The organism is Gemmatimonadota bacterium, assembly GCA_041390125.1.
Classification (GTDB): domain Bacteria; phylum Gemmatimonadota; class Gemmatimonadetes; order Longimicrobiales; family Gaopeijiaceae; genus JAGQIF01.
This window is the reverse complement of record JAWKQN010000009.1, coordinates 128,696-144,655: the sequence shown is the minus strand read 5'-3', so window position 1 is coordinate 144,655 and position 15,960 is coordinate 128,696. Positions and strand designations below refer to the sequence as shown.

Here is a 15,960-nt window from a genome sequence, read left to right as displayed (position 1 = left end):
CCGGACGCGCTCAGCGCCCGAGCGCCTGCTGGATGAGGCCTACGATGTCGGCCGGACGCTTGGCCACCGGGATGCCGTTCTCCTCGAACGCGGCCATCTTCTCGGCCGCGGTGCCCGACGAGCCGGAGATGATGGCGCCCGCGTGTCCCATCCGGCGTCCCGGAGGCGCCGTCTGTCCCGCGATGAACCCGACGACCGGGATGTCCAGGTTGGCCTTGACGAAGGCCGCGGCCTCCTGCTCGTCGGTGCCGCCGATCTCGCCGATCATCACGACCGCCTCGGTCTCGGGATCGTCCGAGAAGGCGCTCAGGCAGTCCACGAAGTTCGTGCCGATCAGGGGGTCGCCACCGATGCCCACGCACGTGGTCTGGCCGATCCCGGCCTGCGTGAGCTGATAGACGGCCTCGTACGTGAGCGTCCCCGATCGCGACACCACGCCAACCGGACCCGGCGTGACGATCTGGGCCGGCAGGATGCCCACCTTGCTCTTGCCGGGCGAGATGAGCCCGGGACAGTTGGGGCCGAGCACCCGCGCGCCACGGTCGCGGGCATAGGCGTGCGCGCGCGCCATGTCCTGCACGGGGATCCCTTCGGTGATCGCGACGATGAAGCTGATGCCGGCGTCCGCCGCCTCCATGATCGCGCTCGCGGCGAAGGCCGGTGGGACGTAGATGACGGAGGTGTTGGCGCCCGCCTCTCGCACGGCTTCGTTCACGCCGTGGAAGATGGGGACCTGGACGCCGCCCGGCCCGTCGAACGTCTGGCCTCCCTTCCCCGGCGTGACCCCGGCCACCACCTGGGTGCCGTACTCGATCATCTGGGTGGTGTGGAAGGACCCGTCGCGGCCGGTGATGCCCTGGACGACGAGGCGCGTGTTCTTGTCGATGAAGATGGACATCGGGGGCCTTACCTTCCCGCGAGCTCGACCGCCTTCTCGACGACCGAATCCATGGACGTGTACGCGCTGAATCCCGCTTCGCTCAGGATGCGCAGGGCTTCTTCCTCATTGGTGCCGGTCAGCCGGATCACGATCGGAGGCTCGATCTTGATGCGGTCCATGGCCGTGACGATGCCGCGAGCGACGTCGTCACAGCGGGTGATGCCGCCGAAGATGTTGAAAAGGATCACCTTCACGTTCGGGTCGGCCGTGATGATCTCCAACGCCGCGACCACCTTGTCCGGATTGGACGAACCGCCGATGTCCAGGAAGTTCGCCGGCTGACCCCCGTAGAACTTCACCAGATCCATGGTGGCCATGGCCAGGCCGGCGCCGTTGACACAGCAGCCCACGTCCCCGTCCAGCTTCACGAAGCTCAACCCGGCTTCGCGCGCCTTGGTCTCGGCGACGGGCTCGGCCGAGAGATCCCGGTATTCCGCGATCTGGGGACGGCGGAACAGCTCGTTGTCATCCACGCTCAGCTTGGCGTCGATGGCCTTGAGCTCACCGGCCGGGGTGGTGATGAGCGGGTTGATCTCGACCATGCTCGCGCCGGACTTCACGAACGACTCGTAGAGCTGCCGCATGATCCGGGCGGCCTGCTTGATGTGGGACGGGTCGTCGTAGAGCGACCGCGCCAGCCACTCCGCCTGGTGTCCCAGGAGCCCGTAGCGGGGATCGACCGCGAGGCGGACGATGGCGTCGGGCTTGGTGGCGGCCACCTCTTCGATGTCCATGCCCCCTTCGCGCGAGACCATGAAGATCGGGGACTGGGAGACGCGGTCCATCAACAGGCCCACATAGGCCTCGGACGCGATGTCCTCCGCCGTGGTGACGAGCACCGTCTCCACGGTCAGGCCCTTGATGTCCATCCCCAGGATCTTCTCGGCATGGGCACGCGCTTCGGCCGGCGTCTTCGCCAGCTTGACGCCCCCGGCCTTGCCCCGCCCCCCCGAGTGCACCTGGGCCTTGACCACCACGGGGCCGCCGTACTCGGTGGCGAGCCGCTCGGCTTCGTCGGGGGTGGTCGCGATGTCGCCGGGGGGGACGGGCATCCCCACCGATCGGAAGATCTCTTTGGCCTGGTACTCGTGGATGTTCATGTCGACTCGGGTTGGGCGCCTCGCCTACGGCGCACCCCCCAGGTCGGGAGGCCCGCCACGTGCGCCGGGCGGGCCCGGCCGGGCCGCGCGGCGCCCCAAGGTAGAGCGGCCCCGGAGGGCGATCAATGGTCGGGGGACGCCGGAGCGGCGCCTCAGGAAGCCCCGCCCCGGGACCGCTCCAGCAACTCGCGCAGGCGCTCCATCTGGGCCCCGTACCCCGCAAAGTCCCCGTTTCGCAGGGCGCGCTCGGCCTGGTCGAGCAACTCCAGGGCGCGGAGCGGGAGCGTGGATCGGGCTCCCTCCGGGTCCTCTGCCTGCTCGTTCGGAGAGCCTCCGCCGCGCTGACCGGAGAGCGCGGCCACGGCCTCGGGGAGGGTCGGCTCCATCACCGCGCGCTGTCCGTCGCTCACGACGAAGCGCCGCAGCTCGGGGATGGCCCCGGCCTCGGCGGCCAGGTAGATGGGCTCCACGTACAGGAGGGACCCCGCGACCGGCACCACGTGGAGGTGCCCCAGCCACACCTGGCTACCCCCCTGACGCCACAGCGAGAACTGCTGCGAGATGACGGGATCCTGCTCCACGCGCGCCTCGACGATCTCGGGGCCCGGGAACTCGGTCCCGACGGGCAACTCGATCAGCTTGAGCTGGCCGTAGACGCCCGGATCGGAACGGCCCACCAGGAGCGCGGCCAGGTTCTGCCGGTTGACCGGCACCATCACCGTCGTGAGCAGGAACTCGGGGTCGGGTTCGCCCGGGAGTCGGTACCACGCGTACTCGGGGAAGTACGGTTGGGGCACGGATCCCTCGGTGGTCTGCTGGGCCGGGGCCCAGACGTCCTGCTGCGCGTGGAACTGGGCTGCGGTCTCCTGGTGATAGCGGAACAGCACCTGGGCCTGCAGCGCCAGCAACTCGCGTGGATAGCGCAGATGCTCCTCGAGCTGCGCGGGCATGGATTCCAGGTCCGTGAAGAGCGACGGGAAGACCCGACGGTAGGCCCCGAGGATCGGATCATCCGGGTCCACCACGTACAGGTGCACCTCACCCGAGATCGCATCCACCGTGGCCTTCACGGAGTTGCGCAGATACCGGATGGCCCGCCGCTCTTCGAAGGAATAGGCCGCCGACAAAGGGAACTCCCGGCTTTGCGTATAGCCTTCGAGCACCCAGACGATCCGCCCGTCGAGGAGCACGGGGTACGGCGCCGACGGAAACCGCAGGAAAGGAGCAACTGCCTCCAGCCGCTCGGAGACGCTGCGGCGGAAGACGAACCGCGACGAGTCGCCCACTTCTGCGGCGAACAACAGGTTGGCGTCCCGGAACCGCCACGCCAACAACAGCGTGCGCAGCCAGGAGTCCAGCCGGATCCCGCGGGGAAAGTCGACGCCTTCCACCCCGACGGTGGAGTCGGGCGCCAGGAACACGCTGTCGGACGGCGTTACGATGGCGTAGGGCTGGGTGCGCGCGCCGAAGAAGACCGCGGAGCGATCGAGCCGCACGTGGGCCGGCGCGGTGGGGGCGGCCCGCGGCGGGATGCCCGAGAGCAGCAGGCGCGGGCTGTAGTCGACGGGCGAACCGGCCACCACGGCCATGACCGCCCCCATCCCACGGACGAACCGCTCGCGCAGGTGCAGGTTCTGCCAGTTGGGATCCGGGATCCGGGTGGCATCGATCTCCCGTACCGAGAGCGCGGTGGGCACGATGCCGTCGGGCCCCGGATAGCGGTCGATCCCGACCACCGAGAAGTCGTAGTACCCGAAGCGCGCCTCTCGCCGCTGGAACGTGTTGCCGAGCGCCGAGCGACTCCACACCGGAAGTCCGTCCAGCTGAGGCAGGGCCTGAGCCCAGGTCTCCGACGAGGGCGGCCCCGGTGTATAGCGCTCGCGTTGGATCCCCCCGAGCCCCCACGCCTCGCGGGTGAGCCGGAGATTGGCCTCGATGTAGGGTGTCTCGGCGGCGAGCTCGTTCGGCTGTACCCGGAACTGCTGGATGAGCGCCGGATAGGCCTGGGCCAGGATGAGCCATCCGGCCGCCAGGCTCCCCACCGCACCGACCGCCACGGCCACCCGGTCGCGGAAGGCGGCCCACCCGATCGCCAGCGCGGCCAGCAACGCCACACCGGTGAGCCCGCTCAGCGCGGGGAGCCGGGCCACCGCGTCCGTGTAGCCGAAGATGCCCTCCACGTCGGAGGAGCCCTCGACGAGGAGGTGGTAGCGCTGGAGTGCGAAGCGGACCGCCAGCAGCCCGACGAACGTGGCGACCAGCAGGAGGAGATGCCGGGTGGCGTCGCGCGAGACGCGCAGACGACCGCGTTCCAGGGTCAGCGCACCTGTGGCCGCATAGCCGGCCACGCAGAGCGCCACCAGGAGGAAGACCAGGGCCAGCGCCAACGCCACCGCGCCCCGCAGCAGGGGGAGCGCGAAGACGTAGAATCCCAGGTCGCGCTCGAAGAACGGGTCCGTCTGTCCCCACGCCGGTGCCCGGATCGCCACCAGCGCGTCGATCCCGGTGCCGCCCGGGAGCGCGGCCCCGAACCAGAGGCCGAAGAGGACCGCGATGACCGTCAGCCCCAACAGGACGGTCCGCCGAGGGACCTGCTCGGAGATCTCGAGGTCCCCGAAGCGGCGGCGGATCCGGATGGCACCGAGCGTGGCGGCGACCCCGCGCAGGTTGATCAGGGCCGCCAGGGCGGCGACCCCGGTCACGCTGAGCCGGGCCGTGATCTCCCAGAGCGTGCGGGTCCAGAAGGTGTCGGCGTGGCCGACACTGTCGAACCAGAGGACCTCGACCAGGAAGCCCGAGAGGAGGCGGAGCAGGAGCAGCCCCCCGACGACCGCGGCCAGCACCCACAGCAGGGTGCGGCCCGTCGGGAAGCGCCGGCGCCCACCCTCAGGCATCGACCCCTTGATCACGCAGCCACTCCTCGAAGGTCGCCCGGATCTCGGCCAGGCGCTCCTCGGTGCGGGCCTCGTAGCGGGCCACCAGGACCGGCTGGGTGTTGGAGGCGCGGAGCAGGCCCCACCCATCCCCGAACTGCACGCGCACGCCGTCCACGTCGATGACCTCGTAGCGCGCGCGGAAGTGCTCCATGGCGCGCTCCACCAGCCCGAACTTCACGTCCTCGGTGACGTCGATCCGGATCTCCGGCGTGGAGACGTACCGCGGGAACCGGTCCACAGCGGCAGACAGCGGCTCCGGCAGACGCGAGACGATCTCCAACAGACGACAGGCATCGAACAGCGCGTCGTCGAATCCCAGGTAGTTGTCGGCGATGCAGATATGCCCCGACAGCTCACCTGCGATCGGAGCTCCGGTCTCGCGCATCTTCTCCTTCATGAGGGAGTGTCCGGTCTTCCACATGATGGCTTCCCCGCCCCGTGCCTCGAAGACCTCCGGCAGGACCTGCGAGCACTTCACGTCGAAGACGAGCTTTTGGCCCGGGCCTTTGCGCTCCAGCAGGTCCAGACCGAAGAGGAGGAGCAGGATGTCGCCTCGCACCACCCGCCCGCGATCATCCACGGCGCCCAGGCGGTCTGCGTCCCCGTCGAAGCCGAGGCCCAGCTCCAGCCCCTTGTCCTGGACCGTCTGGATCAGGTCGACGAGGTATTCGTCCACGGTCGGATCCGGGTGGTGGTTGGGAAAGGTCCCGTCGGACTCGCAGTAGAGAGGGGTGACCTCCGCCCCCACGGCCTCCAGCAGGGACACCGCGAGCAGGGCTCCCGTTCCGTTGCCGCAGTCCACCGCCACCCGGACGGGCCGCTCGAGCTTCACCCGTCCCCGGATGTCCTCGATGTAGCGGCCCACGATGTCCTCGGAGCGGTGTGCTCCCGCCCCGGTGGCGTAGTCCTGTCGCCCGATGCGCTCCCGCAGCCCCTGGATCCGATCGCCATGGAGGGATCGGGTCCCCACGGTCATCTTGATGCCGTTGTACTCCGCCGGGTTGTGCGAGCCGGTGACCTGGAGCCCTCCGTCGGTGCCCAGCGTCTTCTCTGCCCAGTACACGAGCGGGGTCGGGACCGTCCCCACGTCCACGACGTCCACTCCGCTGGTGCGGAGGCCGTCGATGAGGGCATCCGCCAGGCCCGGAGAGCTGGGGCGGTTGTCCTGCCCCACCACCACGGTCGGCCGGTCCTTCTCCCTCCGGATCTCCGTGCCGTAGGCACGCCCGACCGCCCGGGCGACCTCCTCGGTGAGGTCGGTGCCGACCACGCCCCGGATGTCGTACTGCCGGAAGATATGCGGTGCAAACGCCATCGTGGTTCGCTCGTTCGCGAGGATGGAGCCGCCGGCGGACCGCCGCCGAGGGCGCCCCACGCGGGCGGACGCTACGTCAGGCTACTGACCGAGGCCCGGGACCGGGAAGGCCTGCGCTCCCCACTGCGCCACGCTGCGTCCCGCGACCTCGAGCGCCGCCCCGGGAAAGAGCCCGGAGAGCAGGATGAGGATCACGGCCGCCGCGAGCGCGAAGCGCATGGACAACGGGGCGAAGACGGACCGGTGGGTGTCGGGGCTGCGCCCCTCGCGCATCCACATGGTCCAGGCCAGGCGGAGGTAGTACCAGTACGACGCGATCGTCGTCAGGACCAGCAGCACCGCCAGCGTCCACAACTCGGCGTCACGCGCGCCGAGCAGCAGGTAGACCTTGGCCATGAAGCCCCCGGTGCCCGGGAACCCGGCGAGCGAGAGCAGGAATACGGTGAGGAAGACCGCCAGCGCCGGCTGCTGCCATCCGAAGCCCGCATAGTCCTCGATCCGGAGGCGCTCCTCACCGTGGTGCGACACGGCGATGACGACGGCGAAGGCACCCAGGTTCATCACGGTATAGACGAAGACGTAGAAGAGCAGCGCCGCCGCCGCGGTCTCGTTCAGGGCCACGATCGCCACCAGCAGGTAGCCCGCATGGGCGACCGAGCTGTAGGCCAGCATGCGTTTCACGTTGCTCTGGGCCAGCGCCATCAGGTTGGCGCCGACCATCGTCAACGCCGCCAGCCACCACAGCACCGAATGCCACGTCTCGGCCATGCCGCCGAACGCGGTAGTGAAGACGCGCAGGAAGGCGATGAACGCCGTTGCCTTGACGGCAGCCGACATGAAGGCGGTGACGGGCGTGGGCGAGCCCTCGTAGACGTCGGGCGTCCACATGTGGAACGGAACCAGGGAGACCTTGAAGCCGAACCCGACCGCGAGCATCACGGCACCCAGTGTCAGCAGCCCGCGGTTGGCCGTACCCGCCGCCAGCGATGCGCCCACGACCTCCAGGTTGGTGCTTCCGACCGCACCGTAGACCAGCGCCACCCCGTACAGGAAGAATCCGGAGGAGAAGGCGCCGAGCAGGAAGTACTTGAGCCCGGCCTCCGCGGACCGCCGGTCGCGTCGATTGAATGCCGCCAGGACGTAGATGGCGATGGACATGACCTCGAGCCCGATGAACATCAGCATGAGGTCGCGCGTGCCCGCCATGGTCATCATGCCCACGGCGCTGAACAGCATCAGACCGTAGAACTCGGCGGCCTGCAGGCGCTGACGGCTCACGTAGTCCAGCGACGTCAGGATGCCCAGCGCCAGCGCCAGGAGGATGACCCAGTTGGCGAACAGGCGCACTCCATCGGTGGCCACCATCGCGCTGGTGCCGACCTCGGTCACGCCGTGGAGCCAGCCGTTGGCCGCCGCCGCCAGCGCCACCCCGATGAGCGACATCCACCCCAACCACTCGTCGTCCGTCGCCACGTCCCCGCGCGGGGGCCGGGCGCCTGCGAGCAGCACGCCGATCCCCCAGATCGACAGGACGATCTCGGGCATGAGGGCCCACACGTAGTGGAGCTGACGGCTGAAGTCGAGCGTCACCTCAGTCCTCCGACGATTCGACGGACGCCGGGAGGGACTCCTCCGCGGTCTCCTTGTCCACCTGCCCGGCGCGGATGCCTCCGGTCTCCGGTGCCGCAGCGCCCGGCTCCGGCCGCACCGCGTCCAGCTGCGCGGCGTCCACCTGCCCCAGCAGGAGGCCGGCCTGCCCCGGGTCCGCCGCATCCGCACGTCGATCCTCGAGCCGCTCCACGACGCCTCGCACCGAAGGCTCCATGCGGGACAGGAAAGGCGTCGGCTGTACCCCGATCCAGATCATCAACGCGAGCAGCGGGGTCAGAACCGCCAACTCGCGTCCGGAGAGGTCGGGGATGGTTCGATTCTCGGGCCGATCGAGCCGGTTGAAGAACACGCGCTGCACCATCGGGAGCATGTAGTAGGCGGCGAAGATGACCCCCGTCGACGCCAGGATGGCCAGCCCGGGCCGGGTCTCGAACGTCCCGAGCAGCGCCAGGAACTCACCGACGAATCCGCTCGTGCCCGGAAGCCCGATCGACGCCAGCGCCGTGATCACGAACGCGGTGGCCAACCAAGGTGCGACCCGCCCCAGGCCACCGAACTCGTCGATGGCCCGCGTGTGGCGCCGCTCGTACAGCATGCCCAGCAGGAGGAACAGGGCCCCCGTCGAGACCCCGTGCGAGATCATGACGAGCAGGCCGCCCTGCAACCCGTTGACGGTCAGCGCAAAGGTGCCGATGACCACGAAGCCCATGTGGGCCACGGAGGTGTAGGCCACGAGCTTCTTGGCGTCGGGTTGCACCGCGGCCACCCACGCGGCGTAGACGATACCGACCACCCCCAGCACCAGCATGACGGTCACGACGGTCGGGTGCTGCGCTGCATCCGGGAACAACGGAAGCAGGAAGCGGACGAAGCCGTACGTGCCCATCTTGAGCAACACGGCCGCCAGCACCACCGAGCCGGGCGTCGGCGCCTCTACGTGGGCGTCCGGCAACCAGGTGTGCAGCGGGAAGACCGGGACCTTGATGGCGAAGGCCAGCGCGAACGCGCTGAACAGCAGAAGCTGCTCCCGCATCGTCAGCGGGAGCGTCAGGAAATCCTGGTATCCGAACGTGGGCGTACCGAGCGCGTTGCGAGCCCGCCAGGACAGGTAGAGGATCGCCACCAGCATCAGCAGCGACCCGAACGCCGTGTACAGGAAGAACTTGATGGCCGCGTACACGCGCCGTTCGCCGCCCCACACCCCCACGATGAAGTACATCGGGACCAGCGTGAGTTCGAAGAACACGTAGAAGAGGAACAGGTCGGTGGCGGCGAAGACGCCGACGACGCCGGTCTCGAGCAGCAGCATGAGCGCGTAGAACGCCTTCTCACGCTTCTGGATGTAGTTGAACGAGCCCAGGATCGCGATCGGTGTGGTCAGCGTGGTGAGCAGGATCATGAACAGCGAGATCCCGTCCACCCCGAGCGCATAGTGGATGCCCCACATCCCGATCCAGGGGGTGGAGCTCACCATCTGCATGTCGGCACTGCCGGGCGTGTACGCCCACCACAGCCCGACGCTCAGCACGAACAGCCCGAGCGACCAACCGAAGGCGACGGTCTTGGCCCGCTCCTCCGGAAGGGCCAGCACGACCCCCATACCGACCAGGGGGAGCCAGATGAGGGCGTGGAGGATCCAGGCCTCGTACCCGAGCTGGGTCAGGAACGTGGTCATCGTCGCCTACCAGATCACCGTGCCCAGGATCGCCAGGACCCCGAGCGTGAGCACGAGCGCGTAGGTGTTGACCGATCCGGTCTGGACCAGGGTCACCACCCAGCCCATCACCCGGGCCAGGTATCCCACCGCGTTGACGAACCCGTCGATGATCGTGGCGTCGATCACCTTCCAGGCGAAGCGCGAAGCACCGACGAGCGGACGGACCACGATGCGGTCGTACAGCTCGTCCACATACCACTTGTTGTAGAGGATCCGACCGAAGCCACTGGGCTCGGCGTCCTGTCCGGCCGGCACGACCTTCTGGCGGCCGACGAGCACGACCGCTGTGACCACGACCACCGCGGCCAGCGCCGTGGAGACCAGGGCCCACAGCACCTCGCCTCCGCCGAACGGGGCGGCATGGGCCATCTCCCCCATCTGCGCCACCCGGATCTCGTCCGCCGTGTGCGTGAGCGGCTCCAACCAGTGGTGCAGCCACTCGCTCATGGGCAACGCGCCGAACAGACCGAAGAAGGAATGGTGGATCTCCTCCGGCACGTTGATCCAGCCCCCGAAGATCGACAGGACGGCCAGCACCGCCAGTGGGATCCACATGACCGCCGGCGCGCGGTGCAGGTGCTTGCTCTCCTCGTCCCCGGTGCGGTTGGGGCCGTGGAAGGTCATGATCATCATCCGCGTCATGTAGAACGCGGTGAGCAGCGCGGCCGCCAGCGCGATGAGCCAGTAGACCGTGTAGAGGGCGCCGAACGGATTCTCCGCCGCGCCCGCCCAGGCCGCGGCCGACCAGATGATCTCGTCCTTGGAGAAGAACCCGGCGAAAGGCCACACCCCGGCGATGGCCAGGGTCGCGATCCACATGGTGATCCAGGTGATCGGCAGGTAGCGCTTGAGCCCACCCATGTTCCGCATGTCCTGCGGGTCCTCATGGGAGTGCGTGTGATGCAACGCGTGGTGCATGGAGTGGATGACCGCCCCCGACCCCATGAACAGCAAGGCCTTGAAGAAGGCATGCGTCATCAGGTGGAACACACCCGCCGCATACGCACCCACGCCGACGCCCAGGAACATGTAGCCCAGCTGGGAGACCGTGGAGTAGGCCAACACCTTCTTGATGTCGTACTGCTTGAGCGCGATGGTGGCCGCGAAGAGCGCCGTCAGCGCCCCGATCCCGGCCACCGCCGCCGATCCCACCGGCGCCAGGGCGAACAGCACCGCGGAGCGCGCCACCAGGTAGACCCCGGCCGTCACCATGGTGGCCGCGTGGATCAGCGCCGATACGGGCGTCGGGCCCGCCATCGCGTCCGGCAGCCAGACGTACAGGGGGACCTGGGCGCTCTTCCCGGCGCAGCCGAGCAGGAAGGCCAGTGTGATCCAGGTGACCAGGCTGCCGCCGTACTCCAGCGTACCGGGCGCGGCCTCGAAGACCGAGACGAAGTCCAGGGTCCCGAACGCGCGGTACAGCAGGAACATCGCGATCAGGAAGCCGAAGTCGCCGATGCGGTTGACGATGAACGCCTTCTTGCCGGCGTCGGACTTCTCCCGGTCACTGAACCAGAATCCGATCAGCAGGTAGCTGCAGAGCCCGACGCCCTCCCAGCCCACGAAGAGCACGGGATAGCTGGAGCCGGTGACCAGCACCAGCATGAAGAAGACGAACAGGTTCAGGTAGGCGAAGTACCGGGGGTACCCCGGGTCCTCCTTCATGTAGCCCACGCTGAACACGTGGATCAGGAAGCCCACGCCGGTCACGACCATCATCATGACCATGGACAGCTGATCCAGCTGGAGCGCCCAGTCCACGGTGAAGGTGCCCGTGGCCATCCAGGTGCCGTAGTGCAGGACGGCCGGATCGTGGAGCTCCACCCCGAGCATGCGGGCGAAGTTGACCGCCGTGATCAGGAAGGCACCCAGCATGACGCCCGGCCCGATCCAGGTCGGAAGCGTGTGCGTGGACGGCTTCGGATCCAGCGAGAGCTCGCCGCCGCCCCGCACCGCCGCCGCCGAACGCCGTGCGTGCTGGAGCGCGAGCGCGCCATTGAGCAGGAAGCCGAGGAGCGGCAACAGGACCACCCAGCCCACGAGAAACGGCTCGAAGGATCCGGTGGCAGCGTGCTCCTGCGGGAAGGCCAGGGCGGAGAGGATCATCGCCCTACCACTTCAGCTGATTGAACGAGTCCACGTCGACGGTCTCGTAGTGGCGGAAGATGGAGATGATGATGGCGAGCCCGACCGCCGCTTCGGCGGCGGCGACCGTCATCACGAAGAACACGAAGACCTGGCCGTCGATGCCCCACAGCCGGGACAGGGCCACGAAGGCGAGGTTCACGGCGTTGAGCTGGAGCTCGACGCTGAGGAACATGATGATGGCGTTGCGGCGGACGATCACGCCCAACGTGCCGATCGCGAACAGGATGGCGCTCACCCAGAGCGACGGGACGACCACGTCAGACCCTCCGCTTGGCCAGGGCGATGGCACCGACCACCGCGATGAGGAGCAGGATGCCGGTCAACTCGAACGGCACCACGTAGGTGGTGAACAACGGATCGGCGATCACGCCCACGGCTCCCTTCTCCAGGACCATGGCGTCGAGCATCTGGGCGGCCGGGCCCGTCGTGCCATCCATGTCCGATCGTCCGAGCGCCGTGAGCACGGCGCCCACCACGCCACCGCAGAGCGCGAAGCCCGCGATCATCCACGCGCCGGTGCGCAGGTCGGAGCGGGCCTCGTGCCCGAGGTTCAGCAACATGATCACGAAAAGGAACAGCACCATGATGGCGCCGGCGTAGACCAGGACCTGGATGGCCGCCAGGAAGTGCGCCTCCAGCAGCACGAAGATGCCGGCCACGCTCGCCAGCGACGCCACCATTGCCAGCAGGCTGGCCACCGGATTGCGCGCCACCACGACCCCGACGCCGCATCCGATGGCGATGGCGCCGAACACGTAGAAGAGGATCTGGACCAAGGACGGGCTCCTTACTCGGACCGGGGATCGGAAGGATCCCAGAGCAGCGTCGTCGGATGATCCTGATCCATCAGCCGGTCCAGGTCGTAGACGAACCGCTCGCGCGTGTACTCGGCGTTCTCGAAGTGGCGACCGACGTGGATGGCCTCCACGGGGCACACCTCCTGACACATCCCGCAGAAGATGCAGCGGAACTCGTCGATCTCGTAGACGATGGGATACCGGACGCCCTGGTCGTCCTCCCCGCCCACGAGCCGGATGCAGTTGGCCGGACAGACCGTCGGGCACAGGCCACACGCGACGCACTTGGGCCGCCCGTCCGCGTGGACCTCCATCCGGTGCGTGCCTCGCCAACGCGGCGACAGTTGCGTCGGCTCCTCCGGATACTGCTGCGTGATCTTGTCCGGCCGGATCATGTGCTTGAACGTCAGCGCCATCCCCTTCAGGGTGGCCCTGAGGTACGAGTTCTTCTCCGGCTCCGGCCGGCGGAGAACCTTGACCGTTACCGCCATGCGTCACCCCCTGCCTGCGGTAGCAGTTGAACGTCTCGCTCAGGCACGACCGGCTTGGCCGCCGCGCCCTTGATGATGCGTCCCCGATCGAGGAAGAACATGAACGCCAGCAGCGCCGCGAGGCTCACTCCGGACAGCACGAGCCCGAACACGAGCCCGTACTGCACGCCCAGCTGGTCCAGGACCAGGATGGTGCCGGCGACGAGCATGGTGTAGGCGAGCGAGACGGGGAGCATGACCTTCCAGCCCAGGCTCATCACCTGGTCGTAGCGGAACCGGGGCAGCGTCCAGCGCACCCAGATGTAGACCACCACGAAGAACAGCGTCTTGGCGGTGAACGCACCCAGCGTGAGGAGCGTCTTCCACCAGGCCGGATTTGCCGCGATGGGCGCGCCGCTGGCGTCGAATCCCGAGATGAGCATGCCCTGGTACCAGAACGCGTCGTCCCACTGCCCGGGCAGATCCCAACCGCCGAAGAACAAGGTGGCCATCAAGGCCGAGGACGTCAGCACGTGCGCGTACTCGGCGATGAAGAACATCGAGAACTTCATGGCCGAGTACTCGGTGTGGTATCCGGTCACCAGCTCGGACTCGGCCTCCGGCATGTCGAACGGGAGACGGTTGGTCTCCGCAAAGGCCGAGATCATGAAGAAGAGGAAGCCGAGCGACAGCGGCAGTGCGAACCAGAGGTCCAGCTGCTGCTGCTGCCAGATGATCTGGGACATGGTCACGTTGCCGGCGAGCATCAGGACCGTGATCAGACTCAACCCGAGCGCGACCTCGTAGCTGACCATCTGGGCAGAGGAGCGCAGCGCACCCAGGAAGGCGTACTTGTTGTTGGAGGCCCACCCACCCAGGAACAGGCCGTACACACCCAGGGAGGCGAAGGCCAGGACGAAGAGGATCCCGATGGGCAGATCGGCGACCACCATGTCGATGACGCCGACCGGCGTGGGAAGCGGCGCCGCGAACGGGATGACCGCCCAGGTCACCACCGCCGGGATCACCGAGAGCATCGGGCCCAGGATGAAGTAGAACTTGGCCGACGTGGCCGGGAGCGTCTCCTCCTTGAGAATGTTCTTGATCCCGTCTGCGATAGGCTGCAGAAGCCCGAAGGGGCCCACACGGTTGGGCCCGAGGCGGTCCTGGATGAAGGCGGAGATGCGGCGCTCCGCCAGTGTGGTGTAGGCCACGCCCACCATCACGGCTGTGAAGCCCGCGATCACCTTGATGAGCATCGCGACCCAGTACCACAGGCCGTCCGCGAGTGTGATCGGCTCCATCTATCCTCTCGCCAGCTCGATGGGTTCGTTCAGCAGCGCGCCGCGGTCGCCGATCTCGAGGTACGTGAGGCCACGGAACTCGGGGGCCACCTGACCGGCTCGCTCGAACGCCAGATCCACCCGCGCGGGCGACTCCGTGTCTCCCAGCGCAGCCTCGACGGCCCCGAGCACGAACCAGGCGGGCCGCGCCGCGCCCGGCTCGTCCAGGCCCTTGTGGAAGCGCTGCACGCGCCCTTCGTGGTTGGTGAAGGTCCCGTCCATCTCCGCGAACGTGCAGATGGGCAGCACGAAGTCCGCGGCGGCTTCCACACCGGAGGGGTACCAGCCGAGGTAGAGGACCAGGTCCGCACCCTCCAGCTGACCGGGGGGCAGATCCACGAGGGGATCTCCGAGGATCACCACCGTGCCCCCACGTATCGCCTCCAGGCCGCCCTTGCCGTCGTCGTCCCCGGTGCGGGTGAAGCCCAGCACGTCGGCGCCGCGTTCGTTGGGCGTGAGCTGTCCCCGCCGCACCAGCGCGGGGAACCCCGGCAGGGGGATCTCCTCGGCGGTTCGACGCGAGCGGTAGACACGGGTGGACGCGCCGCCCAGCGTCTCGCCGAAGCGCCGGAGGGCGGCGAGATCTTCATTGGAGGCCAGCGGGCTCGCGATCAGCGTGACCGGTCCGCCGTTCCCGGCTGCGACCCGCTCGTAGAGTGCGCCCAGGGCGTCGCTCCAGTCGGTGGCCACCAGGCCGGTGCCGCGCCGCACCCGCGGCACCTCCAGGCGGTCGGCATGGTTGATCCACTCGTAGCGGAGTCGACCGTAGTCGCACATCCAGAAGCTGTTGACCTGCGGATTCTCGCGTGGCTTCAAGCGCTGCACGAGATTGTCGCGGGTATGCAGCTCGATGTTGCAGCCCTGGCTGCAGTTGGGGCACACGGACGGCGTATGGTCCAGGTCCCAGGCCCTTGCCTTGTGCAGGAAGTCCTTGGAGACCAGCGCGCCTACCGGACAGATGTCGACGATGTTGCCCGCGAACGCGGCCCCCTCCAGCCCCCGCTCGAAGAACGTGTCGATCACCGAGCGGCCGCCCCGCTCCACGACCGTCAGGCGTGTATCGCGGTGGACCTCGTCCATGAAGCGCACGCAACGCGTGCACATCACGCAGCGATCCCCGTAGAAGAGCACATCTCCGCCGAAATCGTCACGACCGAAGATGCGCTTGGGCTCGCGGCTGCGTCCGTGGCCCCGCCCTTCCTTGTTGACGTAGTCCTGGAGCTTGCACTCACCCGACTGATCGCAGATGGGGCAGTCGAGTGGGTGATTGACCAGATAGAACTCGAGGACGCCACGCCGCATGTCCAGCGACTTGTCGCTGTGCGTGTGCACGACCTGCCCCGGCATGGCCTGGGTGACGCAGGAGGGCTGCAGCTTGGGCGCGCCTTCCACCTCGACGAGGCAGAGCCGGCACATGGCCGGGGACGAGAGCCCGGGATGGTAGCAGTAATGGGGGACGGTCGTCCCCATCGACTGGGCAGCCTCGAGCAGGGTGGTGCCCTTGGGCACCGACACCTCGCGGCCGTCGATGGTGAGCGTGACCGTCTCCGTCGTGCCGTTGTCGCTCATGAGATCCCGTATGC

The 15,960-nt window shown here is 68.2% G+C and carries 12 protein-coding genes; all 12 read right to left on the bottom strand.

What is annotated here, in order from left to right:
- Positions 1 to 10: 10 nt before the first annotated feature.
- The 12 genes from sucD to R3E98_11110 all read right to left on the bottom strand — a co-directional run bounded on the left by sucD (position 11) and on the right by R3E98_11110 (position 15,946).
- Positions 11 to 898: a succinate--CoA ligase subunit alpha gene (gene sucD, locus R3E98_11165; GenBank protein ID MEZ4423965.1), complete on the bottom strand. Its 888-nt coding sequence runs from the start codon at positions 896 to 898 to the stop codon at positions 11 to 13.
- A gap of 8 nt (positions 899 to 906) precedes the next feature.
- A complete protein-coding gene (gene sucC / locus R3E98_11160) occupies positions 907 to 2,040 on the bottom strand; it encodes an ADP-forming succinate--CoA ligase subunit beta (protein ID MEZ4423964.1) in 1,134 nt (377 codons plus the stop codon).
- A gap of 152 nt (positions 2,041 to 2,192) precedes the next feature.
- Positions 2,193 to 4,949 carry a UPF0182 family protein gene (locus tag R3E98_11155; GenBank protein MEZ4423963.1) on the bottom strand — a complete coding sequence of 919 codons (2,757 nt, stop codon included), beginning with the start codon at positions 4,947 to 4,949 and terminating at the stop codon, positions 2,193 to 2,195.
- Positions 4,927 to 6,291, bottom strand: a complete 1,365-nt coding sequence (locus R3E98_11150; protein ID MEZ4423962.1) for a phosphomannomutase/phosphoglucomutase — start codon at positions 6,289 to 6,291, stop codon at positions 4,927 to 4,929. Before R3E98_11150 ends, R3E98_11155 begins: the two co-directional genes overlap by 23 nt.
- An 81-nt stretch (positions 6,292 to 6,372) precedes the next feature.
- Positions 6,373 to 7,881, bottom strand: a complete 1,509-nt coding sequence (locus tag R3E98_11145) for an NADH-quinone oxidoreductase subunit N (protein ID MEZ4423961.1) — start codon at positions 7,879 to 7,881, stop codon at positions 6,373 to 6,375.
- Between the two features lies 1 nt (position 7,882).
- Positions 7,883 to 9,577, bottom strand: coding sequence for an NADH-quinone oxidoreductase subunit M (locus R3E98_11140; GenBank protein ID MEZ4423960.1), 1,695 nt, complete (start codon positions 9,575 to 9,577; stop codon positions 7,883 to 7,885).
- A gap of 6 nt (positions 9,578 to 9,583) precedes the next feature.
- The gene (nuoL, locus tag R3E98_11135) at positions 9,584 to 11,725 is read right to left on the bottom strand and encodes an NADH-quinone oxidoreductase subunit L (protein ID MEZ4423959.1); all 2,142 of its coding nucleotides are present in this window, start codon (positions 11,723 to 11,725) and stop codon (positions 9,584 to 9,586) included.
- Between the two features lie 4 nt (positions 11,726 to 11,729).
- Entirely contained in the window at positions 11,730 to 12,023 is a 294-nt protein-coding gene (nuoK, locus tag R3E98_11130; protein MEZ4423958.1) for an NADH-quinone oxidoreductase subunit NuoK, read from the bottom strand.
- 1 nt (position 12,024) lies between these two features.
- Positions 12,025 to 12,543: an NADH-quinone oxidoreductase subunit J gene (locus R3E98_11125; GenBank protein MEZ4423957.1), complete on the bottom strand. Its 519-nt coding sequence runs from the start codon at positions 12,541 to 12,543 to the stop codon at positions 12,025 to 12,027.
- Between the two features lie 11 nt (positions 12,544 to 12,554).
- Positions 12,555 to 13,055 (bottom strand): NADH-quinone oxidoreductase subunit I, encoded by a 501-nt coding sequence (locus R3E98_11120; protein MEZ4423956.1) that lies wholly within the window; start codon positions 13,053 to 13,055, stop codon positions 12,555 to 12,557.
- Entirely contained in the window at positions 13,046 to 14,338 is a 1,293-nt protein-coding gene (gene nuoH, locus R3E98_11115) for an NADH-quinone oxidoreductase subunit NuoH (protein MEZ4423955.1), read from the bottom strand. Before nuoH ends, R3E98_11120 begins: the two co-directional genes overlap by 10 nt.
- Positions 14,339 to 15,946 (bottom strand): 2Fe-2S iron-sulfur cluster-binding protein, encoded by a 1,608-nt coding sequence (locus R3E98_11110; protein MEZ4423954.1) that lies wholly within the window; start codon positions 15,944 to 15,946, stop codon positions 14,339 to 14,341.
- Between the last annotated feature and the right edge of the window lie 14 nt (positions 15,947 to 15,960).